At 38.6% G+C, this 25,725-nt stretch carries 22 protein-coding genes and 3 tRNA genes; 4 read left to right on the top strand and 21 right to left on the bottom strand.

Annotation, left to right across the window (positions count from 1 at the left end):
* Nucleotide 1 precedes the first annotated feature (1 nt).
* The 12 genes from pabC to NV349_RS00455 form a co-directional block, all read right to left on the bottom strand.
* Nucleotides 2-841, bottom strand: coding sequence for an aminodeoxychorismate lyase (pabC, locus tag NV349_RS00510; RefSeq protein WP_271912032.1), 840 nt, complete (start codon nt 839-841; stop codon nt 2-4).
* Nucleotides 842-1,423, bottom strand: coding sequence for an aminodeoxychorismate/anthranilate synthase component II (gene pabA / locus NV349_RS00505; RefSeq protein WP_036120693.1), 582 nt, complete (start codon nt 1,421-1,423; stop codon nt 842-844).
* Complete coding sequence (locus NV349_RS00500; protein WP_271912030.1) at nt 1,420-2,850, bottom strand: anthranilate synthase component I family protein; 1,431 nt, start codon at nt 2,848-2,850, stop codon at nt 1,420-1,422. Before NV349_RS00500 ends, pabA begins: the two co-directional genes overlap by 4 nt.
* A gap of 127 nt (nt 2,851-2,977) precedes the next feature.
* Nucleotides 2,978-3,907: a cysteine synthase A gene (cysK, locus tag NV349_RS00495; protein ID WP_036120688.1), complete on the bottom strand. Its 930-nt coding sequence runs from the start codon at nt 3,905-3,907 to the stop codon at nt 2,978-2,980.
* 249 nt (nt 3,908-4,156) lie between these two features.
* Complete coding sequence (locus tag NV349_RS00490) at nt 4,157-5,128, bottom strand: peptidyl-prolyl cis-trans isomerase (protein WP_036120685.1); 972 nt, start codon at nt 5,126-5,128, stop codon at nt 4,157-4,159.
* Nucleotides 5,112-5,993, bottom strand: coding sequence for an Hsp33 family molecular chaperone HslO (gene hslO, locus NV349_RS00485; RefSeq protein ID WP_036120682.1), 882 nt, complete (start codon nt 5,991-5,993; stop codon nt 5,112-5,114). Before hslO ends, NV349_RS00490 begins: the two co-directional genes overlap by 17 nt.
* A gap of 21 nt (nt 5,994-6,014) precedes the next feature.
* Nucleotides 6,015-6,782 carry a type III pantothenate kinase gene (locus tag NV349_RS00480; protein ID WP_058844489.1) on the bottom strand — a complete coding sequence of 256 codons (768 nt, stop codon included), beginning with the start codon at nt 6,780-6,782 and terminating at the stop codon, nt 6,015-6,017.
* 245 nt (nt 6,783-7,027) lie between these two features.
* Nucleotides 7,028-7,828, bottom strand: a complete 801-nt coding sequence (locus tag NV349_RS00475; RefSeq protein WP_271913508.1) for an aldo/keto reductase — start codon at nt 7,826-7,828, stop codon at nt 7,028-7,030.
* Between the two features lie 195 nt (nt 7,829-8,023).
* A complete protein-coding gene (gene ftsH, locus NV349_RS00470) occupies nt 8,024-10,051 on the bottom strand; it encodes an ATP-dependent zinc metalloprotease FtsH (RefSeq protein WP_271912026.1) in 2,028 nt (675 codons plus the stop codon).
* A gap of 278 nt (nt 10,052-10,329) precedes the next feature.
* Complete coding sequence (hpt, locus tag NV349_RS00465) at nt 10,330-10,872, bottom strand: hypoxanthine phosphoribosyltransferase (RefSeq protein WP_036120670.1); 543 nt, start codon at nt 10,870-10,872, stop codon at nt 10,330-10,332.
* Nucleotides 10,873-10,939: 67 nt separating this feature from the next.
* Complete coding sequence (tilS, locus tag NV349_RS00460; protein WP_036120667.1) at nt 10,940-12,346, bottom strand: tRNA lysidine(34) synthetase TilS; 1,407 nt, start codon at nt 12,344-12,346, stop codon at nt 10,940-10,942.
* A 29-nt stretch (nt 12,347-12,375) separates the two neighbouring features.
* Nucleotides 12,376-14,769: a SpoIIE family protein phosphatase gene (locus tag NV349_RS00455; protein ID WP_271912023.1), complete on the bottom strand. Its 2,394-nt coding sequence runs from the start codon at nt 14,767-14,769 to the stop codon at nt 12,376-12,378.
* 412 nt (nt 14,770-15,181) lie between these two features.
* Here NV349_RS00455 and NV349_RS00450 point away from each other — a divergent pair.
* From NV349_RS00450 to NV349_RS00435, 4 genes are all read left to right on the top strand, one after another.
* Nucleotides 15,182-15,256, top strand: a tRNA-Gly gene (locus tag NV349_RS00450).
* A 10-nt stretch (nt 15,257-15,266) separates the two neighbouring features.
* Nucleotides 15,267-15,343 (top strand) — tRNA-Met (locus NV349_RS00445).
* A 5-nt stretch (nt 15,344-15,348) separates the two neighbouring features.
* Nucleotides 15,349-15,420: transfer RNA gene (locus NV349_RS00440), tRNA-Glu, on the top strand.
* A 163-nt stretch (nt 15,421-15,583) separates the two neighbouring features.
* Nucleotides 15,584-15,835, top strand: coding sequence for a hypothetical protein (locus tag NV349_RS00435; protein ID WP_036122369.1), 252 nt, complete (start codon nt 15,584-15,586; stop codon nt 15,833-15,835).
* An 88-nt stretch (nt 15,836-15,923) separates the two neighbouring features.
* Here NV349_RS00435 and NV349_RS00430 read toward each other — a convergent pair whose 3' ends face one another.
* The 9 genes from NV349_RS00430 to mfd form a co-directional block, all read right to left on the bottom strand.
* The gene (locus NV349_RS00430) at nt 15,924-16,352 is read right to left on the bottom strand and encodes a S1 domain-containing RNA-binding protein (protein ID WP_004229154.1); all 429 of its coding nucleotides are present in this window, start codon (nt 16,350-16,352) and stop codon (nt 15,924-15,926) included.
* Nucleotides 16,353-16,486: 134 nt separating this feature from the next.
* Nucleotides 16,487-16,891 carry an FtsB family cell division protein gene (locus tag NV349_RS00425; RefSeq protein ID WP_036122366.1) on the bottom strand — a complete coding sequence of 135 codons (405 nt, stop codon included), beginning with the start codon at nt 16,889-16,891 and terminating at the stop codon, nt 16,487-16,489.
* A gap of 17 nt (nt 16,892-16,908) precedes the next feature.
* Nucleotides 16,909-17,400: a spore cortex biosynthesis protein YabQ gene (gene yabQ / locus NV349_RS00420; RefSeq protein WP_036122364.1), complete on the bottom strand. Its 492-nt coding sequence runs from the start codon at nt 17,398-17,400 to the stop codon at nt 16,909-16,911.
* Entirely contained in the window at nt 17,397-17,696 is a 300-nt protein-coding gene (gene yabP / locus NV349_RS00415; protein ID WP_004229167.1) for a sporulation protein YabP, read from the bottom strand. Before yabP ends, yabQ begins: the two co-directional genes overlap by 4 nt.
* A 146-nt stretch (nt 17,697-17,842) precedes the next feature.
* Nucleotides 17,843-18,133: an RNA-binding S4 domain-containing protein gene (locus tag NV349_RS00410; protein ID WP_036122359.1), complete on the bottom strand. Its 291-nt coding sequence runs from the start codon at nt 18,131-18,133 to the stop codon at nt 17,843-17,845.
* A gap of 4 nt (nt 18,134-18,137) precedes the next feature.
* Nucleotides 18,138-19,598: a bifunctional methyltransferase/pyrophosphohydrolase YabN gene (gene mazG / locus NV349_RS00405; protein WP_271912015.1), complete on the bottom strand. Its 1,461-nt coding sequence runs from the start codon at nt 19,596-19,598 to the stop codon at nt 18,138-18,140.
* Between the two features lie 9 nt (nt 19,599-19,607).
* Nucleotides 19,608-21,230 carry a putative polysaccharide biosynthesis protein gene (locus tag NV349_RS00400; protein ID WP_271912013.1) on the bottom strand — a complete coding sequence of 541 codons (1,623 nt, stop codon included), beginning with the start codon at nt 21,228-21,230 and terminating at the stop codon, nt 19,608-19,610.
* A gap of 159 nt (nt 21,231-21,389) precedes the next feature.
* Complete coding sequence (spoVT, locus tag NV349_RS00395) at nt 21,390-21,926, bottom strand: stage V sporulation protein T (RefSeq protein WP_036122344.1); 537 nt, start codon at nt 21,924-21,926, stop codon at nt 21,390-21,392.
* Between the two features lie 255 nt (nt 21,927-22,181).
* On the bottom strand, nt 22,182-25,688 hold the full coding sequence (gene mfd, locus NV349_RS00390; RefSeq protein ID WP_036122341.1) for a transcription-repair coupling factor: 3,507 nt from the start codon (nt 25,686-25,688) through the stop codon (nt 22,182-22,184).
* Between the last annotated feature and the right edge of the window lie 37 nt (nt 25,689-25,725).

The raw sequence follows: 25,725 nt of genomic DNA, 5'->3' as shown, positions 1-25,725 counted from the left end.
TCTATCCTTGCTCCACTTCTTGAACAAATGCCTCATGTAAACACGAATAAATCGGCCCATTATTACCTAAAAATTGCACATTCTCTAAGCTACTAATCGGCACAAGCTCTTGTACTGAATTGGTAATGAAGCATTCCGTACTTTGTAGTAAGTCTTCTTTTGTATAAAAACCTTCTTTAACTTCTAAATCGAGTGCAGAGGCCTTCTCTATAACCCACGCTCGAATAATACCCGGTAAAATACCTGTCTCTAAGGAAGGCGTATATAGTATATCATTATTTACCCAAAAAACGTTTGATGTCACACCTTCAGCCACATAGCCCTGTTCTGTTAAAAAGAACCCTTCTCGTTGTGCCAATGATAGCATTTCAAAGCGGCCAAGCACGTTGTTACCATAATGGTGTGATTTAACTCGCAATCCTTGTTCAGGTGTATTGCGTGGCGTTGAAAGCCATTGCGCAATTTTCTCCGTCCCACGTTTTGTATTCTGAAGTTCTTTTCGAAAGATAATGACATTGGGTTGTTTATATTCTGTTGGCTGTAATCCAATATGATGTTCTCCAGCTGATACATTTAAACGGAAGTAGCCATCCTGACCGCCAGCCAGCTTGTTTAACTGTTGCACAACTTCAAGTAAAAATTTTTCAGGATAGGTTAAATGAATGTGATACTGAGATAAAGCAAGCTGTAATCTATCCATATGCTCTTCCCAGCGAAATATCTGACCTCTATATGTGCGGAATGTTTCAAAAAAGCCCAATCCATATAAAAAGCCATGATCAAATGGAGAAATCTGCAAATCCTGTGCGTCCATATAGTTTCCATTCATCCAGCACTGCATCTATTCCACTCCTTCTACATACTTCTCTATAAATTGACGCAATAGTTTTTTGCCTTGCTCTGTCATAATAGATTCTGGATGATATTGTACACCCTCTATCGAATATTCCGTGTGACGAAGCCCCATAATTTCTCCCTCTTCTGTCCAAGCGGTTACTTCTAGACATGCCGGTAACGTCTCTTTTTCTACAATAAGAGAGTGGTAACGTGTGGCCTGGAAGGGATTTGGCATACCTTTATGCAAACCCACTTCAGCATGTAGCACAGGTGATGTCTTACCATGCATAAGATGCTCAGCTCGTATGACATTGCCGCCAAACACCTGTGCAAGTGCCTGATGACCCAGGCAGACCCCTAAAATCGGAATATTTCCCGCGAAATATTTAATAATGTTCAGGCTTTCACCTGCCTCATTTGGACTACATGGTCCTGGAGAAATAACAATCATATCAGGTGCAAGTTGCTCAATCTCCTTTACTGTTATATCATCATTTCGTTTCACTACTATCTCATGACCAAATTCACCTAAATATTGTACGATGTTGTAGATAAATGAATCATAATTATCAATCATTAAAATCATTTTGCTCGCTCCTCTGCCATTGCCTTTGCCTGCCACATTGCCTTCGCCTTATTTAAGGATTCCTGATACTCCCTTTCTGGCACAGAGTCAATGACAATACCTGCTCCAGCTTGAATATGTGCAACCCCATCTTTTATAAATGCTGTACGGATCACAATATTAAACTCCATATCACCTGTATAGCCGAGCCAACCGATAGAACCAGTGTATAAACCTCGTCGTACAGGCTCCAGTTCTTCAATAATTTCCATGGTGCGGATCTTTGGCGCACCTGTAATCGTCCCACCTGGGAACATTGCACGGATAACATCTGCATTCGTTTTATCTTCCGCTATTTCTCCTCGTACATTTGAAACAATGTGCATGACATGTGAATAGCGCTCAATGACCATAAATTCGTCCACTTCCACTGTTCCATAGGCTGATACTCGTCCTAAATCATTGCGCTCTAAATCCACTAACATCACATGCTCAGCACGTTCTTTCTCATTATCAATCAACTCTTGTGCCAATGCTAAATCTTCCGCTTCGGATTTCCCTCTTGGTCGAGTACCTGCAATGGGTCTTGTCGATAATTCATTGCCATGACGTTTTACTAATAACTCGGGTGACCCAGAAACTACAGCAAAATCAGGTGCTTCAATATAAGCCATGTATGGCGACGGATTAAACGCTCGTAAAGCCTCGTAGACATCCATCGCAGTCGCATTTAAGTTCTTGGACTGACGAACAGATAAGTTTACCTGAAACACATCACCCTGTGCTATATAGGTTTGAATTTTCTTTACAGCTGCTTCAAAATCAGTTCCTGCAAATGAGACAAGCAATTCATGCTCATCATTAGCAACTTCTACAGCATTTGTTTTTTCAAATTTACGCGCCTCTAAACCAGACTGTGCTGCAACCTGCCAGTTGTTAGCCCATTCTTCCAAGTTAACGTCACTATCTTCTAGCTTCATAAGAGTAACTGTATTCGTTTTCACATCATGTACTGCCCAACTATCAAAAATATAAAAATAGATATCTGGTATTTGCAAGTCATCCTTTGCCATATTAGGAAGTACTTCAATTTTACGTGCATAATCATATGCAACAAATCCAATAGCCCCTCCTTGAAAAACAGGAAGGTCCACATTATAAGAAATTCGATATTCCGCTACAAGCTCTTCCAGTAAAGCTAGAGATTCACCTTGTAAAATTTCTTGTCTATCATTTCTCCAGTTTACTAAAAGCCCCTCCTCTACTGATTGTGCAGTAGCTAACGGATTCCAAGCAGCTATCGTAAAATGCCCTCCGCGTCCACTCTCTAAAAACACATGCGCTTGCTGTGTCTCTGTTTGCTTCTTATAGCTATAAAAAAATGAATCTGCATCCATTGTTAATGTTTTTGTAAGTATTGTTTTCAAGTTATTTTCCCCTTTAAACATGTGGTGTGATTCCATCTTAACTTGAATATTACATAGAAGCGAATATTTTTATAATTTTAATAGTGTCCGTTTTTATGCACTAAAAAGGACTCCTTTTAAAAAGGAGCCCTTACATAAAAATCTTTATTTAGTCTTCAAATTGGTATAAAGGTGTTGAAAGGTAACGCTCTCCGTTAGAAGGTACAATGGCAAGAACATTCGAACCTTTACCTAAACGTTTTGCCGCTTCAATCGCAGCATAGATGGCAGCACCAGATGAAATACCACATAGGATACCTTCTTCACGTGCTACTTTACGTGCTACTTCAAAAGCAACCTCATTTTCAACAGGGAATACAGCAGAATAAACATCTGTATCTAGTACTTCTGGTACAAATCCAGCTCCAATACCTTGAATTTTATGTGGCCCTGGTTGACCACCAGAAAGAACCGGTGAATCTTTTGGTTCAACAGCAATGATTTCAATGTTTGGATACTTTTCTTTTAATACAGCACCTGCACCTGTAATGGTACCACCTGTACCAACGCCAGCTACAAATGCATCAAGTGTTAGGCCATCAAATGCTTCTACAATTTCAGGACCTGTTGTCAGACGGTGAATAACAGCGTTCGCTGGATTTGTAAATTGTTGTGGGAGGAAGTAGCCATGCTCAGCAGATAGTTCTTCTGCTTTAGCAATTGCACCCTTCATACCTGCTGGACCAGGTGTTAACACAAGCTCTGCACCATAAGCTCGTAATAAGTTACGACGCTCTAAACTCATTGTTTCTGGCATAACTAAAATCGCTTTGTATCCTTTAGCAGCAGCAATCATCGCAAGACCGATACCTGTATTACCAGAAGTCGGCTCAATGATTGTACCACCCGGCTTTAATGTCCCGTCTTTTTCTGCAGCTTCAATCATTGCTAGAGCTAGACGGTCTTTTACTGAGCTTCCTGGATTAAAATATTCTAATTTTACATACACAGTGCCTTCATTTTCATTTGTTGCATGATTTAATTTTACAATTGGTGTTTTACCAACTAATTCAGCCACTGAATTCGCTAATCTACTCATTTACTAATCCACTCCCAATCCCTACTATTTTTATAGGTTTTACTTATTTTGTATTTTATCAATTTTTCCATTCGATTGTCAATAAATAAAACTTATATTTTCAGAATATTTATCATTACTTAAAACGGAAAAGCCTTATCATCTGTCTACAAAAAAAGAATCTGCATCCATTGGGTATGTCACTACGAATGCCTGCAAGTTTGATCAGACTCATTTTACCCCGCAAAACTTGCAGACTCTTTTCATGTATTATTTTTCTTTTTTAGACTCTCCATAATACCAAGTAGCATTAAATTCAGACCAAAATGCTTCCGGTGTAACAGATTGCGTCAATTGCTCTAAAGCCAATTCACGCTCAATATGTTCTTTCACATCGTCATATGTAAAGGATTGTCCTTCTAATACCTCTTGCACTTGAACAATTCCATAATGACCATTATCTAACTTAAAGGCTTTACTTACCTCATTTGCCTTAAGAGATTTCACAGTATTAATAATGGTAGGGTCCACATTCTCCTGATTCTCTGTGAGGAAACCAATATCTCCTCCTAGACTGGCTGAAGCACTATCAACAGATATTTCTCGTGCCAGCACTGTAAAATCAGAACCATTTTTCAATTCACCTAGTGCCTCATCAGCAGCTTTTTTTGAATCGACTTCAATAAAATTCGTACGATAGCTTGTTTTTGTATTATATAACCCCTGATTTTCCTCATAATACTTTTCAACACTTTCTTCCTCTATCACTACGTCCTTCGTGAGTACTTTATCCAATATAAGCTGTGAACGAATTTTTTGGCGTAGTTGCTCTACTGATAGATTTTGCATGGCTGTATCAAACTTATCTTGAGCAGAACGCATTAACGCAAGTTCAAGATCTATTTCTTTATCGGTAACTTTAATTTTATATGTTTTTGCTGCCTTTTCCATTACCGATTCATTTACTAAATTTTGTAGTGTTTCTTTACCATATCGTTCTTCCATGGCAATCATCCACTCTTGGCGCGTGATCACATCCCCATCAATGGCAGCGACTTGTTCGTCGCTACCAATTTCCTGACCTTTGTTTGGGATTAACCAGCTGATGAACCATAAAATATTTCCTAATAACAGAATCGCTATGACAGCTAAAGCAGGCTTTGTCTTTAAACGACGTTGCAGTAAAGGCGTTTGGTTTGGTGTTACAGTGGTTGAAGGTCGTCGATTACGCGTTGAGCTCATCAATAAACCCTTCTAGCTCATCCTTAGAAAAACTGTATGTCTCTAGGCAGAAGTGACACTCTGCTTCCGCTCCGCCATCCTCTTCAATCATTTCTCTAATTTCCGCTGCTCCTAAACCTAAAATTGCTGCACCAAACCGCTCTTTTGTACATTGACATTTAAATTCAACTGGCATGGAATCTAAAATTTGTAGATGTCCATTTCCTAAAACAGCTTCTAAAATTTGCTCTGGTGTAAAGCCTTTTTCAATCATTTTTGAAACAGGCTCTATTGTAGCAAGATGTTGTTCAATTTCATTGATTGTTTCTTCCTCACAGCCCGGCATTAATTGAAGAATAAATCCGCCTGCTGCAAGAATAGTGTTGTCTGGATTGACTAATACACCTAATCCAACTGATGATGGTACTTGCTCAGATGTTGCGAAATAATAAGTAAAGTCTTCAGCGATTTCACCCGAAACAATTGGTGTTTGTCCAGAGAACATATCTCTCAATCCAAGATCTTTAACAATTGTAAGAAATCCTTCTGTACCAACGCCTGCTCGAACATCTAACTTCCCTTGCTCATTTAAATCAAAGTGAACATGGGGGTTTGTAACAAATCCGCGTACTTCCCCATGTGCATTACTATCAATTACCATAGGGCCAATTGGACCGTCACCCTCAATTTTAATCGTGATTTTCTCTTCACCTTTTAACATAGCTCCCATCATGACAGCTGCTGTCATTGAACGACCTAAAGCTGCTGACACAACTGGCCAAGTATCATGACGACGTTGCGCTTCACCTACTGTAGCAGTTGTACGAGCTGCAAACACACGAACTTGCCCATTAAATCCTAACCCTCTTACTAAATAATCATTCATAAATGGAATGTCCCTCATTTCCTATTGGTTACGTTTATATAGCTTATATAAACCCTTCAAAGTTAAAAACGGATCCACAACATCAATGATTTGTGTCTCCCCTGCGATTAAATTTGCTAGCCCACCTGTAGCAATAACTAATGGCTCCTCTTTACTTTGTGCTTTCATCCGGTTAACAATGCCCTCTACTTGTCCTACAAAGCCATAAAAAATACCTGCCTGCATGGCAGAAACGGTCGTTTTCCCGACAATATGTGAAGGCCGTACTATTTCAATACGCGGCAATCTTGCAGCCTGTGTATAAAGAGCCTCTGTAGAAATCGTTATACCCGGCGCGATAGCACCACCCATGTAATCGCCCTTCTCATTCAAATAACAATAGGTTGTCGCTGTACCAAAATCAACTATGATACAAGGGGCTTTATATAAATCTAGAGCTGCTATGGCATTCACAATGCGATCTGACCCAACCTCACGCGGATTTTCGTATTTAATATTTAAACCCGTTTTCACACCCGGGCCAACTACCAAAGGCTTTCTTCGAAAATATTTCTGACACATCGCGTCTAATGAAAACATAATTGGTGGCACAACTGAGGATATAATAATACCTGTAATTTGTTCAAATGAAATGCCTGCATGATTAAAAAATGAAAGAACTTGCATAGCATATTCATCCTCTGTTTTATGAAGGTCCGTCACCATACGCCAATGGAAAGCTAATTGTTCGTTGTCATCATAGACACCTAATACAATATTAGAATTCCCTGCATCTAAAACTAAAATCAAGGCTGACACCTCCCCTATCATCATTGCACCTTTCATAAACCTAACATGACAGCTACAATCTAATTGAAATGAAGATAAAATACTTTAGAAAATGATACCATACTTTTTACCTTGATTCAGCATTCATCTCCTTCCTCTAAAGGCGTGAGCGGAATGCTTACTTTATTTTTTCAGTGGATGTTCATCTATAACGATGAAAGCTTCTTTAAAAAGGAGCTCCCTAAACTAGGCAGCCCCTTTGAAAATCATTTAAAATTAAATTTTTCTGGATCTGGACCACAACGTAGACCATCATTCAATGCATCCAACTGTGTCATTTCTTGCTCAGATAACGCAAAGTCAAAAACATCAAGGTTTTCAGACATACGTGCCGGTGTCATCGTCTTTGGAATTGTGACAACATGATGCTGTACATCATAGCGTAACACAATCTGTGCAGGTGTCTTGCTGTATTTAGAGGCTAATTCTTGAATCAACGCTTCTTCAAGTAGAGAGCCATTCATCAATGGAGACCACGCCTCCACCTGTATACCCTTATCCTCACAATAGGCACGTACTTCCTCTTGTGTTAAATGTGGGTGAAATTCAATTTGATTAATAACAGGAATAACAGTCGTTTCCTTCAAAAGGCTTTCTAAATGATGCACATGGAAATTACTAACACCAATTGAGCGTACTCGACCATCTTGATAAATTTTTTCTAGTGCTTTGTAAACCTCAATATAATTTTGATCAATTCCTGGCCAGTGCACTAAATACAAATCTAAATAGTCTAATCCCATTTTCTCTAAACTGCTATCATATGCGGCAAGTGTTTTTTCATAGGAAAGACCATCGTTCCAAACTTTAGATGTGATAAATAGTTCTTCACGAGTTACTAAACCTTCTTCAATTGCGGCTTGTATTCCACGACCAACACTTTCTTCATTGCGATATACTTGTGCTGTATCAATGCTACGATAACCTTTAGCAATAGCTGTTTTTACGGCTTCTGCTAGGTCATCTCCTTCAGGTACTCGAAAAACACCATAACCAACCAAAGGCATCTTAAGTCCATTATTCAATGTTACATTTCCCACGTTAAACACTCCAATCTGTTTTCACTAACATTACATCTTCTCTCCACCCTAAGAGCAGAGTTATATGTAACTGTCTTACATAAATATATCCTAATGCTTATTAGCAAGAAAAGGCAAAGAAAAAGACTGTTTACCTAATTTTAGTAAACAGTCTTTTCTACTTTAATCACGTTTCTCATCGATACCTTTAGGAGCATCATTTGGTTCTTTACTTTCTTTTGCCAGATTTAAAGTTGTTGGGTTAGGCTCTTTGCTAAGTAGCTCTTTTTCAACAGTTGGTTCACCAATAGTATCTAATGTTGGCTTCGCTTCAATTTTCGGAGTGCTCTCTTCAATATTTTCTACGACCTCTGGCTCTGGTAAAATACCATGATCACGTAAATGTTCGATTTCCTGTGCATTTAATGTTTCTTTCTCCATTAAAGTATTGGCAATTAAATCAAGCAAATCACGTTTCTCCGTTAGGATGCGTTTTGTACGCTCATATTGTGTATCAATAATTTTTTGCATTTCTTTATCAATTTCATAGGCTACTGAGTCAGAATAATTTTGATCTGAATTAAAGTCGCGACCAAGGAATACATTGCCACCCTGACTTGAACCAAATTGCATAGCACCAAGGTTTTCACTCATTCCGTATTCGGTAACCATAGCACGAGCAATGCTTGTAACTTTTTGGAAATCGTTATGTGCCCCAGTAGAAACTTCACCAAGAACAATTTCTTCAGCTACACGACCACCAAGAAGGCCTGCAATACGATCTAAGAGCTCTTGCTTTGTTGTAAAGAAACGTTCTTCCTTCGGTAACATAATCGCATATCCACCCGCTTGACCACGAGGAACAATTGTTACTTTGTGCACTGTATCCGCTTCATCAAGCTCAAGACCTACTACTACGTGACCAGCCTCATGGAAGGATACCAGTTTTTTCTCTTTGGCTGAATATACTCGACTTGCTTTAGCTGGACCCGCAATTACTCGGTCAGAGGCTTCATCGATATCCGCCATACTAATCGTACGTTTACTTTTACGAGCTGCTACAAGTGCTGCTTCGTTTAGTAAGTTTTCTAAATCTGCACCGGAGAAACCTGGAGTACGTTGAGCAACTGCAGCTAAATCAACTGTATCTGCTAAAGGTTTATTACGTGCATGTACTTTAAGAATTGCTTCGCGCCCTTTTACATCAGGATGACCTACAGTAATTTGGCGGTCAAATCGACCTGGACGTAATAACGCTTTATCTAAAATATCTGGGCGGTTTGTTGCAGCAATGATAATAATACCTTCATTTGCTCCGAAACCATCCATTTCAACCAATAATTGGTTCAGTGTTTGTTCACGTTCGTCATGACCACCGCCAAGACCAGCGCCACGTTGACGACCAACCGCATCAATCTCATCGATAAAGATGATACATGGTGCGTTTTTCTTCGCGTTTTCAAATAAATCTCGAACACGTGATGCACCGACGCCGACAAACATTTCTACGAAGTCAGAACCTGAAATTGAGAAGAAAGGAACGCCTGCTTCGCCTGCCACTGCACGTGCAAGTAATGTTTTACCTGTACCTGGAGGACCGACAAGTAAGATACCTTTTGGAATGCGTGCACCGATTTCAGTGAACTTGCGATGGTCTTTTAAAAAATCTACAACCTCTACAAGCTCTGCTTTCTCTTCATCAGCACCTGCTACATCTGTAAAACGAACTTTTTTCTTTTGGTCATCATAAAGTTTAGCTTTACTTTTACCAAAGCTCATCACTTTATTACCGCCACCCTGAGATTGGCTCATTAGGAAGAAGAATAAGAAAATGATGATGATGAAAGGAATAATTCCTGTAAAGAATTGAATCCATCCACTTGTTTCTGGTGCTGCTAAAAAACTAATATTACTATCTTTATCCTTAGCAGCCTCATCGATACGGTCCATTAAAGATTGGTTTTCACGAGGGATATTCACTGTAAAGCTTTGACCCTTCTCATAACCTTTCAGTGTACCTTCAACGATGTAAACTGATTTATCAGGTTGAATTGTAGCACTTGTTATTTCTTTCTTATCTAGAGCTTGTTGAAACTCATGATAAGATAACTCTTTCGTTGGTGAATTTCCACTATTGAAAGTACCAAAAATACCGATAATCACTAGGAAAATCAGTAAATAAAATATGGTATATCGAAATATTCGATTCATCTCCAGCCTCCTCATTACAAACAGAAAAATTATAAGTAAAATCTTAACATATCATGATTTCATCATACAACGAAAAGCCCTACTTAAAAAATGTTTCGTTCACTTTTGCCGTTATCAAAACAGTTTTAGGCCATCTTTATATGTCCCAGCGTAATTGTACCTGTTCCTTGGACTCGATATAGCTGAACATTGTGTCAAGATTTTGAATTATGTTAAACATAACGAAAAATACATGACTTGCGCTGGAGGCCTTTGCATTTATAGCTGGTTTTTGTAACTTAGAAAGAATAAACTTCAGGCTTCAGTATACCAATATAAGGTAAATTACGATATTTTTCTGCGTAATCTAAGCCATACCCTACAACAAAGCCATCCGGCACTTCAAAACCAACATAGTCAGCAGATAAGTCCACTTTACGGCCTGATGGTTTATCTAATAATGTAACAATTTTGATGGACTTTGCTTTGCGGTATTTAAATAAATCTACTAAATAGCTTAACGTTAAACCACTATCGATAATATCCTCGATAATTAATACGTCACGTCCCTCAACGCTTGTGTTTAAATCTTTTAAAATTTTCACTTCACCCGATGACACAGTAGCATTACCATAACTAGAAACATCCATAAAATCCAATTCGATGAAAGAATCGAAGCGTTTCATTAGGTCTGTCATAAATGGCATTGCTCCTTTAAGCACACCAACAGCTAATGGGAATGCATCTTTGTATTCCTCTGTTAATTGTGCACCTAAATGTGCAATTCTTTCTTGCAGTTGTTCTTCTGTAATCATAATTTTTTCGATGTCGTTTTGTAACATATCGATTCCTCCTCGTGATGTATCAAAAAATTTTCAACCAATTATGGTGAAATATTTTACAAAGACCTTAGTCTACGATGAGCACTGTATCATCGTTTGGTTGCGGAGTGGTTGAAAAAAATATTCCCATACGCACACCAATTACCGCTACCACCTCATCAGATTGAGAAATCAGTAACGGCCAGCTATTTCGCTCATTTAAAGGAATCTTTTCATCTATAAAAAGGCGAGATAAGCGTTTTGGCTGATCCATTCCTTTTAACAGCATTCTGTCTCCGTCCTTGCGTGCTCGAATATAGAGCGGTAGTTGGAGTTTGCTAGCGTTAAAATAAAAAAGCTGTGCAGTATCCGTCAGCAATTCAGACGATAAATCATGCAAATTGACTACGCATAAGCGTTCACCATTTGTCAGTGTTGTCCATCCATCAGCAGCCGTAATCATTTGTTTCTCAGGAGATGTTTGGCCTTCTAATGGCTTATTCTTCTGAATCGTTAATTTCCCGTAAAGGCGAACTGCTAGAAAATCTTCAGGCAAGTGAATTTCAGCATACCCTGCTGTTGTATCACAAAGCTTTAAAATTGAAGTCAATAAAGCATAACTTTGTATCGTATTTGAATCTTTGTAAAGATAGTTTAATAGTATTAAAATGAGCCTCCTTTGTAAAGCAAGTGGTACCAATTGAAAAGCCTCAATTTCCATGCTATATGTATTTTCGTTACTTCTTATGATGGTTTGAGAAAATACATCTTGGGCTAATGTCATTAAAAAGGTATCGTCTTCTTGCAATTGCTTTGTGAAATGGGCCACCTGCTCAGTCACTCTCGGATTTTCTGCCTCCAGTAAAGGCACCACATGATGTCTAAAGCGATTGCGTACATAGGTGTCTTTGGAATTGCTAGCATCTTCTCGATAATCCAAACCTTTTCTAAGTAAATATTCCCTTATTTCAGACTTTGTAACCGTTAAAAACGGACGAATTAATGATTTGCCTTCAAAACATCGTTGAGGACGTATGCCTTGCATACTGTTCATTGTTGCATTTTTTGTAAGGGCCATTAATACTGACTCCAGTTGGTCATCCGCATGATGTGCAGTTACAAGCTTATTGGCATTTGTTTTTCTCAAGATTTCTTTGAAATATCGATACCTCTCCCTACGACAAATTAACTGTGTATTACCATTTTCCTGTGCCATAATTGCAGGTATTGGAATATCTGTAGCATGTAAGTAAACACCATTGTCATCACAATACTTTTGGACAAATGCTCTATCTGCAGCAGAGTTTTGCCCTCTCAACATATGATCGACATGTACTGCTTCCACCTGAATGTTCCACTGCGCCTGTGTTTGGATAAAGTAATGGAGTAACGCCATAGAGTCTACCCCACCCGAAACGGCGATGAGAAGATGATCGCCTTGCTGTAATAATTGCTCTTCTTCAATAAATGTTTTGACCTTTAATTCAAATGACAAACGCTTCTCCTCCCCTTTTCGTTGTTATTTTAAGATGAATTACTCATAGAATACTGAGCTGGTCTAAAGACAGCCCATGTCGGTACAACATGCGTCACCTCTAACATTAATACTGTACAGTCATCTTCTATTTCGAAATACCCTTGGAATGATTGCATGATCGTTGTTAGCTTTTCTTGAATGGTTTTATTTGTACTGGCAACCTGCTGTGCAAAAGCTAAAAATGTTTCCTCTTGCTCATCCCAATCATCTACACTTGAAAACAGGCCATCTGAGTGCATTAAAATAACGTCTCCTGCCTTCAGTTTTCTTTTTTCAGCTTCTACTGTTGAAATAGATAAAAATCCTACAGGTGCTGCATTACTTTCAACTTTCAGCACCTCTTTTCCACGTAAAATATAGGTCGACATACCTCCAGCCTTCCACGACCACAAATCACCATGCTGTAAATCAACAAGTGCAAAATCAAGTGTTGCATACATATCATCCTGTTGCTTTAATGACATAACATAATGCAATGTATGCATCGCCGTTTCCGGATTCATATTGTAATTAAGACACTCTCGCATCAAGTGGATCAATTTTCTACTTTCATGTTGTGCTTCTTTATTTTGCCCCATACCATCAGACAGCAAAATGGCAAATAGTCCCGGATGCAATTGGAAGAGGGCATGAGAGTCTCCAGAATATAGTGTTGCATCTTTCGACATGCTATATATATCATACTCTACTTCAAAGCTAATAGCTGATCTAAAGCATATTTGAACATGACGAAACGGTATTTCACAGGCTATTACTTTTTCTATTTCAAAAGGTTCATCGAAAATCTCATAAAGAATTGGCAGAATCATGCGTTCAGCTAATGTTGTATCTTCCTCCCAGTTGACACGTGCTGGTGCTAAAGCACAAACAATCTTTCTTGCACCTGGCTTATTGCTAAGCACATCTAGTTGAAAACATTCAATATTGGCATCCTTTAAGCGTTCAGCAATTTCCTTTTCTACACTAACAAATGAAATTGTATCCTCCTTCATCTCAGCGATTAACTGGTTTAAATGGTTACTCATATCACGAAGTTGCAGGGCAATCATTTTTTTACCATGAAAGTACTGCCCATTAATGCGCTCCCTATAAAGCTCTGTATCTAATTCCTCGAAAATCTTCGTCGATTTTACGCATTTATAGCGTATTTGTTCTTCTACACGATGAATAGCTGATTCCTTGCCTACCCCTTTCATATGAAACCAGTCTGTCACAAGCTTGTCCATACCATTATTTTTAGCACCCCAGCAATGTTCATAGCGGAAACAGCTTAAACAAGTGTTCATTGGAGATACTTCCTTCGCAGCTTCAACTGGAGCCGTCATAAAGCGATCAAATACAAGCTCCTTCATGAATTGTACAAAATGCTGAAAATGCTCTAATTTATACGTTACATGTTCGGTTAACCAATTCTGTCGTGCCAGTAAAATCTCCTCACGTTGTGGGAAAAGCTTGTCCCTCACCCTATCTGAATATTTCTTTGGGATCGTTAGAAAAAGAATGCTCCCGATGGCAATGGAGGTAAAATACACGCTATCTAAAGGCAGTGTGGCGTCATAAAATAAAAAAAAGACACTTGGCAAAATACTACCGATCGCAACACCAAATCTACCACCTTTAGCTCCCATTCCTGCACACAGCCCCGTTAAGGTCGCAACTGAAAGCATCCCGGTAAATGAAAGCTTAGCAATACCGATAAGAGTTCCCAGCACTGCTCCGATTACTGTTGCTAATGGGACACTGCCAACCAATGCACCAAAACAGATAAAAAGCTGCAATAAAAAAATGGGGAGTGAGAAATAGCTAATCACAACTGCTTGCATCCCAGTAAGCATGGCAGCAAACACGACTAATCCAGAGCCTAGCTTCTCATATGTCCAATGACTCGTAAACCATTCATACGAGTTAACAAATAGCACTTGCATAAACAGCGTCATAATAAGAGCTAGAGCTGCCTCACAGCCTACATAAAATTGTACAAGCACTGGTGGTAAGCCTTGATACATCACCCCTTGCCACATTATTTGTACCAGTAATACAGCTAAAGACACCGCAATACTTTGGGGCAACTGCCAGTAACGGAAACGCATGATACATTCATACATAACAATTTGTAACGCTAGAATGAAGACTTGTCCAAAACCAAGGAAAAAACAACCTGCTAAACTACCGAATAAAACGAATTTGGCATACTCCCTATACTTTGTTCGAATAATGGCCCAAAAAGGAACTGAGAACGGTACAGCTGCTTCAAATACAACAGATTGAGCTAAGAAAAAGGCGGTTAAAAAAAAGAGAGAACCTATTAGGATCTGCTTCTTTTTCATACCGATCTTTTGGTCATCTACATTCGTTGTATTATACCATTCAATACTTGTCATTTGATTATCCCCTTTCCGCACTTTTGGTTATTATAAAAAATTATGTGCGGAAAGATTGTCTGACATTGACAGAAAAAAATATAAATATTTCGACTAATAGCTATTCATAAATACGAGAATTGGCAACAATTTCTTTCGCAACAGCCTAACATTTATGAAAAACGTTGAAAAATCCACTTATAAAAACAAAATTGTAATGACTTGCTATTCATCATAAAGCTTAGTGCGAGGGCATTCTATGAGCTATCAATCACTTTATTCAACTGTTACCACGATACATTTCTACGTAAGAACAAAAAATCCGCTAAAATACTCTTCTATGCTAGTTTTTACGAAATATATTTTTTTAAAAAACCTACTTGACACTAGCACGTTTGGCTTGTATTATTTAACTTGTTGCTTAAACGACTGTGCGGAAGTAGTTCAGTGGTAGAACACCACCTTGCCAAGGTGGGGGTCGCGAGTTCGAACCTCGTCTTCCGCTCCATATAGTAATTGGCGGCCTAGCTCAGCTGGCTAGAGCGTACGGTTCATACCCGTAAGGTCGGGGGTTCGATCCCCTCGGCCGCCACCATAGTAGGCCCGTTGGTCAAGTGGTTAAGACACCGCCCTTTCACGGCGGTAACACGGGTTCGAATCCCGTACGGGTCATCTCAAATAGGCGCCTCAGAACTAAATTCTGAGGCGCCTATTTTTATTGTAATCTATTTTGTCACTATTCCCATCTATCCGTCTGTTCATTTATAGCTATGTGACTGCGTATAAAAATATGGCATACTAAAGAAAAGAGTGTTTTTTAGGAGGTTAAATTCCCTTGAGTGCATTAACAAAAGCCGCGTTAATTTGCGGAAGTGGCTCGATGATTATTCTTATTTCAATTCTTATTAATTTACCTTTTTTTGTTCAAATAATCCTATTACTTTGTGGACTTGCCGTGAGTGTATATGGTGTTTTCTTACTTGTCAAAATGGTTACTCATCCAGTGGAGAAAACATCCATAGCTTCTGCCGATGAAAAAACAATAAACCCCACAAAAAAGAAAAAGAGACCTTCTTCTACTTTGTAGGTAAATGAAAAAAAGGGATTAGCTTTATTAAAAAGCTAATCCCAACTCTATTTCATACACTTTTTCTACGATTAAAACAGTCAGCAAACTACCCTCTTCTAGCTCCGCGACCTCCGCGTTTTGATTCTGTAGCACGTTTAAGTGTTGCTAGACGTTCATCACTATCTTTTAAGAAGCGTGCCATTTTTTGCTCAAAATTTTCTTTTGGCTGGTGGCGTTCGTTACGATCATTAGAACGATTATCACGACGTGGACGTGCTGGACGTTCTGGTCTCTCAGCTTGAGGCTTTGCTTTACGGATTGAAAGACCGATCTTCCCGTCCGCTTCAACATTCATCACTTTTACTTCAACTTCATCTCCAACTTTTAGATGCTCATTGATATCTTTTACATAATTGTCAGCAACTTCACTAATGTGAACTAAGCCTGTTTTGCCATCTGGCAGCTCAACGAATGCTCCAAAATTTGTGATTCCTGTTACTTTACCTTGTACCTTGCTGCCTACTTCAATTGACATAAAAAAAATGCTCCTCCTTAAAAATTAAGCGACTCATTTGAGCCATGTAATCAATTTAATCAAACCTTTTATTGCATTAAGCTTCTCTTTTCATTATATATAACAATAAAAGAGTGTCAACAATACACAGCTTTTCAGTCGTCTTTTTTATCTTCCTTATCTGGAATGATAAAAATAATCTCACCTTCATCAGATAAGTAATACTCTTTTCTTAATAGCTTTGCGATATATTCATCATCCTGTAATTGTTTGATTTTAAGATTTAATGTATCTTGTTCTTCTTTCAATTCAGTGAGATGCTGATTCGCTTCTTTCTTTAATTTCTCTTTTGCTGCTAAAGTTTCATTTTGATGTGATAGCACATTTAAGAGAAGAGCGATAATAATGACTGGTACAATCGCAAAAAAGACAATACGACGCAATTTACGTTTACGAGCCTGCTGTTTGCGATTTATAGCTCTATCCGTGTTACGGACATAGTCATTATCAAGCTTCGTGAAATTTTGTTGTTCATCATCTGATGAATGACGTCTAGTCATGCCCGCACCTCCGAAAATTATTGTTGCTTTCTATTATACTTCAAATATCGTAATTTTTTAAAAAAAGTGTAGGACAAATAGGAATAAATTTTGACAAAAGGTCTTATAACAAACATTACTATATTTATGAATAGCTGCAAAATTTGTCGAATAACAGCGACTATGAAGCGTACAATGAACCAGAAGGGTCTCCAAGTTATATTCACCACAATTCTAGCAATGAAACGTAAAAAATTTTGAAATAACGATTGATACAAAAAAATTCCGGCTATTTGCGCTAGCGGGTCATAAGCCCGCCAAGCGCCGTCTTTTAGCCAAAATAATAAATAGTATGTCGCTCCCCCAAGTAGAATCCATGTTATTAATTCAACAATCATCATCCACTTTCGAAGGCTTGACCTTTTTGGAGTTGAAAAAACTACGAGCCTTACACTATCAATAATGAAACCAACTGCTATACCGCTCAAAACCATGACAATTAATTGATATAATTGTTCACTAACAATCATCCAAATAACTTATGAAGGAAACCTTTCGAGAAGCCACTTTCCTCCTCGTCGTACTGTAAGGTTTTTACAGTTCCTTCAAGCGTCAATAATCCTTTATCAACATCTAAATGAACGATATGCAGTTCTTCTCCGCGAATTAACAAGTGCCCTTGGGACGTCTTAATGAAAAACTCTTCCTGATCAAAGCGTTCAATTGATTTTACAGAAGTCATGTCCATTCTTTTACGATTACGAATCGTTAAAATATGCTCTCCAGATGGAATTGTGTAACGATTACTTTCTTGATGTAGCGTCATTTTTTTCCTCCTTTAGTCGTCCTAGCTTCTGTTCACTTTATGCGGACAACCTTCAAAGCATGACAACTTTATTTAAGTTGTGTAATACTTTCATCCACAAAAGAAAGGTGGGACAACATTAGGAGGTTTAAAAAATAAATTTAACTTTAATCCTCATCATCAATAAATTCAGGTTCAACCTTTTCTAGTCTTTCTTCCTTCAAAATGGTAAACATTTTTGCGGCATCTTCTTTTTTCACCGTATCACGTAATTCTTCTACACGTGCAGTCACTATTTTTTGACCAAAACGAATAGCTAGCTCATCTCCTGCTTTTACTGTACTACTAGCTTTCGCTACCTTATCATTGATTGTGATACGACCTTGATCTGCCACCTCTTTCGCTAAAGTGCGGCGTTTTATTAAACGGGATACTTTTAAAAATTTATCTAGTCTCATCTTTTTACTCCTTTTCTAGTCGCTTTGCTTCATTCCAAAATGCATCTAATTGCTCTAATGTAAAATCGGAAAAAGACTTTCCACTGATCTTTACCTGTTCCTCTACATAACCGAAACGTCGTGCAAATTTTTCATTTGCATGTAGCATAGCCTCTTCTGGTGACAGTTTGTAGAAACGCGCTAAATTTACTAGTGTAAACAACACGTCACCAAATTCATCCAAACGGGATGCATTAGAGCCTTTCGTTACTTCCTGGCGAAATTCCTGCCACTCCTCATCAAATTTATCCCATGCCCCATCCACATCTGGCCAGTCAAAGCCCACTTTTGCAGCTCTTTTTTGGTAATTAAATGCTGTTTGTAATGCAGAAGAGGCTCTATACTCCTCGTCTAATAGTGGTTTATCGCTAGTACCCTTTTCTTCAGCCTTAATAGCCTCCCAATTGGCCACAACATCGTCCGCATCTTCCACTGCAACATCACCAAAAACATGTGGGTGGCGGCGAATCATTTTTTCACTAATGGAAGCTAACACATCTTCAAGTGTAAAGTAACCTTCATCTTCTCCAATTTGTGCATGTAAAAATACTTGTAATAGCACATCACCAAGTTCCTCGATCATTGCAAAATCGTCCTCAGCATCTATAGCAGCCAAATATTCATGTGCTTCTTCGAGTAAATATTTTTTTAACGACTCATGTGTTTGTTTTTGATCCCAAGGACAGCCATTCGGACCTCTTAGCGTTGCAATAATCTGACGGAATGTTGTCCAATCTTTTAATGCCTCTTCTTGCGATTTGACAGGTGGTACATAGACTGTTGTTAAATTATTAACTTCTACACTTTGATCGAGTTCATAGAGAGGTACCGTAACAATCTGTTCTTGTGCAGACCCTGCAGCCGTCACAACCGTCACAGGGTACTCGTCATCATATTTCTCCATCAACGTTAGCTTTACTTCCGAGGCACTAAATGTATCGTATACTTGCGCGATCAAAATATGTTGACGCATGTTGATGTCATGCATTGAAAAGCCGGTACCATCAAGCAATTGAAAACCTTCTATTGGATCAATTTTTAATGCACCAAAAATAGGATCTAAGAAACTCTGACCACCCTCAATAACTAACTTAATTTTGCCTTCATCCGCTGCTGCAATAAGCAGTTGCACTGTCTGTTCTGCAACTAATGGATGGCCTGGCACAGCATACATAATATCCTCAACAGCAGCAGCTTCAATAAGTGCATTTGCTATTTCCGCATAGACAGGCTGGAATGCATCATGTTTTTCATATACTTTATCAAAGCTTTCGAATTTCACACCCTCTGCTGCTAATTCCTCTAATACTGGGTGATCTATCGTACGTACATATAATTTTTTAGCAGCCTTTAATTTTCTATAAACACCCATTTGCAGCTGATCAAAATCCCCTGCACCTAAGCCAATAATTGTTAAAGTTTTCAATATTCACACCTACTTCTTTGAATTGAGCCAAAGTTGGTAAACAGCCATTCTACGTCCAAACGGCAATAAATACCACTCTTTCTCCATTAATACTCGTTTCTTCGCAATGACAGTCAGCATAACAAATGCCCCTATGGATACAGCTGTTAAACCCGTCACCATAGCTACCATACGTGAAGACAGTGAATGGCTTAAGATTGCCGATACAAACTGTAACCAGACAAGTACAACGACTGCCATACTGAAAGATGCTGTCCCAACTTTTTTATAAAAATCGACAGATGCTAGCTGAATGCCAGTCAATGTTTTTAAATAAATAATTAGTAAAATCGCTGTTAATAATAATCCTATATCATTTACGATAGCCGCTCCTAATACACCTAACCAACCGATTAATCGTACATTCAGTATCATTTTTAGCAGAAAACCTAGCATTAAAAATAGAGCTGGCTTTTTTAATTTTCCATAGCCTTGTAAGATCGCTGTAAATGTAAGAATAATCGATAATGGTACAATTTGGAATACATAGACGATTAATACTTCGGATAAAGTATTCGTTTTGAAAAGCATTTCATTTAAATACGGCATAACTAGCATTAAACCCAAGGCTGCAGACCAGCCGAATAGTATGGACGCTTTGTACGTTAATTGTATAAATGGAACTGCACTGCGCCCCTCTTGTTTTTTAGATAAATGAGCAACAAGCGGAACAATAGCAAGCGACAATGAGGATGCAATGACAACACCTAGTTGAACTAAAGGTTGTCCACGATCATAAATACCTTTTGTTTCCTTCGCCATTGTAGGATTCATGCCATTATCAATTAATGCTGAATATATCGTAAACGAATCGACAAGCTGATATCCAAGTAGTAGAAGACCGCTCATACTGACACTTAAGCTTAGCCATGTCACCTCTTTAACAATGGGCAAACTTGAAATAGGATGTAGTTGTAGTTTAGTTAGCTTTAGCCCAAAACGTTTATATGAGATATAGGCAAGTAATAACAAGGCCGTAATTTCACCAATTACAGTACCAATAACAGCCATTTCACCTGCACCATAAAGGGATTTAGTAGTCGTCATAATGATAAATGTTCCTGCTAAAATAACAGTAACTCTTACCGCTTGTTCGAGGACTTGGGCATAAGCAATCGGCTCCATAATGCCTCTAGATTGGAAGCCACCTTTTAAAATAGCCAATGCTGGCATAACCAATACTACAAATGAGCCTGAGCGAATCAATGGTGCTAATTGAGCATCTCCCATCAATTGGGCAATTTTTTCAGCTCCTCCAAATAAAACAGCAAAAAACAGTAGCGATAACACCGTCAAATACCGGAAAACCACACGCATAATAGTGCTTCGTCTTTCATTACGTTCTATTGTATCAACAATGCAATCATTATCTGCAAGCATTTTAGAAATGGCTATAGCAAAGCCACTAGATGTCCAAACAACGAAAATCGATATAACTGGATATACCTGTTGATAGATATAAAAGCCTTCATCTCCAACTAGATTTTGAAAAGGTACACGATAAATTGCACTAAGAACCTTTACAATAAGAGCCGCTATTGTCAATAAGGCGGCACCCTTCATGTAGCTTTTCATGCCAAAACGTTGCGACATAAATTGCCCTCTTTCCTTCTTAACAATGCCAATAGTATAGCATATCTCAAAAGTTTGACGCGCTAAGGAGCTATACTGTTCCTATATTGACCAATCTTTATGTACGCAAAAAAAGTTATTGTTCAGCCTTAAAGGTCATCGCAATAACTTTTCCATGCATCAACTATTCATTTGTTTAGCTAAGAAGTTTGCAGCTGTTTCCACTACTTTTACCTCTACTTCACCGACAAAATGTACTTTAGATAAGGCAATAATGCAACCTATCGGATCACCGTTCACCATAATAGGTGTCGCACAATACGATTTCACTTGCTCATATTGCCCAGGGACAATTTCAATCGTTGTCTCCATTTTTTCTATTTTTGTTGAGCGCTCTTCCATGAAGCTCTCCGCAAAGGATGTAATGCGACGGTTAATATATTCCTTTTTACCAATCCCTGCAACTGCGATTACCTCATCGCGGTCAGTGACAAATGCTGGTGTTCCTAATGTTTCATAAAGTGTTTCAACATATTCTCTTGCAAATTCACCCAAATCATTGATGGGCGAATATTTTTTTAATATGACTTCACCTTCACGGTCCGTATAAATTTCAAGCGGGTCGCCTTCACGAATACGTAGCGTCCTACGAATTTCTTTCGGAATAACCACACGCCCTAAATCATCAATACGACGAACAATTCCTGTTGCCTTCATTCTAATGCCTCGCTTTCGCTACAATGAAATTTTTATTCAACTATAGTATGGTTTTTTTTTAAACAATCTATGCAAAAACTGAAGAAAAAGGATTTCACAACCATCAAATTTTTTCAAAAAACTGTATTACTTACATCAATCAACTCCTTATTAGATTACCCAAGGAACAAATTTCTATAATCAATTCATAAAAAAAACTGGAAAAATAAAAAGGCTATCTTATCTCTTCCATAAAAAGATAAGATTAGCCTTTTGCTATTTTTTTGCCTTATCGATAATTTGCATTAGCTCTTCCAAAATATCAAAGGGTTGATATTTTCCGCTCTTACGCTCATCGATTGTTAATTTCAACTGCATGCCATCCATACCAAAGCCAACAGCACGCTCAAACTTCATTGACGCTTCAATAATCTTACTGCCATCGACATTGGCTGTCCCCTGTTCGGATAATAGGATAGTAATAATTTTTTGCTTTTCCTTTACAGATACTACTCCAGCACCTAAGCCCCAAACCTTCATTCTTGCTATTCGTAGTAAACGCTCTGTTTCTATTGGAAGATCGCCAAATCGATCCTCCAATTCCTCCATGATTTCTTCGTACTCCTCCACCTGATCCATTGCCTTAATACGTTTATACATTTGGATTTTTTGATACCCATCTGGAATATAGGCATCGGGGATATAAGCATCAACACTTAGCAATATTTCTATATCTGGCTTTTCTTCTTTTTTCACGCCTGTTTGACGTTCAGCAATGGCATCCTGAAGCATTTGTGAGTATAAATCAAAGCCGACTGAATCGATAAAGCCATGCTGCTGCGCACCAAGTAAGTTACCTGCTCCCCGAATAGATAAATCACGCATAGCAATTTTAAAGCCGGAGCCTAGCTCAGTAAATTCTTTAATTGCCTGCAATCGTTGTTCCGCTACATCTGTCAATACTTTGTCACGCTGGTACATAAAGTACGCATAGGCTACCCTGTTAGAGCGACCAACACGTCCACGTAATTGATAGAGCTGCGCTAAGCCCATGCGATCAGCATCATGAACAATTAATGTATTCACATTTGGTATATCGACGCCTGTCTCAATAATGGTTGTTGTAACAAGCACATCATAGTCACCCTCTAAAAAGGCTAAAATCACAGATTCCAGCTCTGACTCTGTCATTTTTCCATGCGCAAAGCCTATACGTGCTTCAGGGACAAGCACTTGAATCTCCTCAACCTTCCGAGCCATATCTTCTACTCGGTTATATAAATAAAACACTTGTCCGCCACGCGCCATTTCCCGCTCGATAGCTTCTCGCACTAATGCACCACTGTGCTCCATCACATATGTTTGAACCGGGAATCGGTTAGCAGGAGGCGTTTCAATAACAGATAAATCTCGGACTCCTACCATTGACATGTGAAGTGTCCTCGGGATTGGAGTTGCCGTTAAAGTTAAAACATCAACATTTGTCTTTAGCTGTTTAATTTTTTCCTTATGTGTCACACCAAAGCGTTGTTCTTCGTCAACAATTAACAAACCAAGATCTTGGAAAATTAAATCTTTAGATAAAATTCGATGTGTTCCTATAACTATATCAACGCGCCCCTCTTTTAAGCCTTTTAATGTGGCAGACTGCTCCTTTTTCGTTCGGAAACGAGATAACAGGCCAACATTAATGGCAAAATCCTGAAAGCGCTCACGGATGGTTTCATAATGCTGCTGGGCTAAAATCGTTGTAGGAACGAGGAATGCAACCTGTTTACCATCTTGAATAGCTTTAAATGCTGCACGAATGGCTACCTCGGTTTTACCATAGCCTACATCACCGCACACTAAACGGTCCATAGGGCGTTCTCGCTCCATATCTCGTTTCACTTCTACAATAGAACGTAGCTGATCCTCTGTTTCCTCATAAGGGAACAATGACTCGAAATTACGCTGGTCATCATTATCAGGTGTAAAAGCATGCCCCTTCTCAGCTTCACGCTTCGCATATAGCTTAATTAAATCGTCGGCAATATCCTGTACAGCAGAAGATACCTTCGCTTTAGCCTTTTTCCATTCAGCGCCACCTAATTTATGTAGCTTCGGTTCACGATCCTCTGACGCCACATATTTTTGGATTAAGTCTATTTGTTCTACAGGTACGTATAGTTTATCGTCTGCACGATAGCGAATATGCAAATAATCCTTATGTGTACCATTGACCTCTAATGTTTCTACACCAATATATTTACCAATCCCATGATGAACATGTACAACATAATCACCTGGTTTAATTTCCGTATAGCTTTTAATACGTTCAGCATTAGTCATTTTTTGTGTACGTGCTTTTTTCTTTGCCTGCTGTTTAAAAAGCTCGTCTTCTGTCACAATTGCTAGACGTTGCAGTGGCAATTCAAAGCCACTCGACAAGCCACCATCTACTATATAAATACCAGGTTCTGTTGGTTCACCAATAGCCGTATGAATATCGTATTCTCCAAGCATGTGCTGAACTCGTTTAACACGTTCTTTATCTCTTGCAACAATCAGTACGGTAAATTTACCAAGTAACCAGCGTTCGACTTCAGTTTGAAGCAATGACATTTGTCCGTGAAATTGCTGCATTGGCTTACAAGAGAAATTAGTTGTCTTATTAAACGTTATTCCAGCAAATGTTCTTGAAAATAATGAAAATGATAGCTTCTGTTGTGACAACATTGCTTGTATTTCTTTTAATGTAAAGGCAGGTTTGACATCATGAACCATTTTTCCTTCTTCAATTAAAGATAAAAACCATTCATCCTCTTCACGTTCCCATGCATCCATCACTTCCTGAATGCGTCCAAGCTCGTCAAAGAGCACAATACCATCTTGTGCAAAATAATCTCCTAAATAAGCTGTTTTATCGTATAATAATGAGCCGTATTTATTTACGTAGTCGGGTAAATTCCCTTGCTGTAACAATTCAATATCATATTGAATATATTGATACAGAAGTTCTTTTGTCTCCTGCTTTTTTACCTTCTTTAGGCTTGCAGCCAATGCCGCTTCTAAACGGCCTGCTAATGCCTGCCTTTCTAACTTAGTTAGAATGACCTCTGAAGCAGGAAGAATACGAATCTTTTGTAATTTATCAATCGAACGTTGATCATCTGCTGAAAATGTTCGTATGGAATCAACCTCAGTATCAAATAATTCAATTCGAATAGGTGCTTCCAAATAAGGTGGATAAATATCTAGTATGCCTCCGCGCAACGCAAATTCTCCAGGTGTCGTTACCATTGAATTACGCACATAGCCCATTTCAACTAATGTTTGTAACCAAGTATCTATTTCAATCTCATCGCCTACAGCTGTTTGTAAAAAATATTGTAGCCAATGTTCCTTAGGCTGCATTATTTTCCGTAAACCTGCCACTGGTATGACGTAGACAGCCTTCTCACCTCTAGCTAAGCAATCGAGTGTTGCAATTCGCTCCGCACGTAGTTCTGGTGAAGCAACAGAAAGGTCTGCTGCAATGAATTCATCCGCTGGATAATAATGAACATGCTCTTCACCTAATAATCCAGCAAGCTCATCAACCATCTTTTGTGCCTGCAGTAGATTAGGAGAAACAATGTAGATTGGCTTCTTCACATGCTCAAATAACGCATCGACCATTACGGGGCGTGCGCTTCCTGTTAAACCAGTAATAAGCTGTGATGCAGTTTGACCGCTCTGAATCTCCTGTAAAAATGATGTAATATGTTTATCCTGCGACACAAGCTGTCGTAAAACCTCCACAGTCAAAAGCTCCTTTCAGCATAAAATTCTAAATTTT

The organism is Lysinibacillus sp. OF-1 (assembly GCF_028356935.1).
In the GTDB taxonomy this organism is placed as follows: Bacteria; Bacillota; Bacilli; order Bacillales_A; family Planococcaceae; genus Lysinibacillus; species Lysinibacillus fusiformis_D.
The sequence above is the reverse complement of the archived record's forward strand: the minus strand, read 5'-3'. Positions and strand labels throughout refer to the sequence as shown.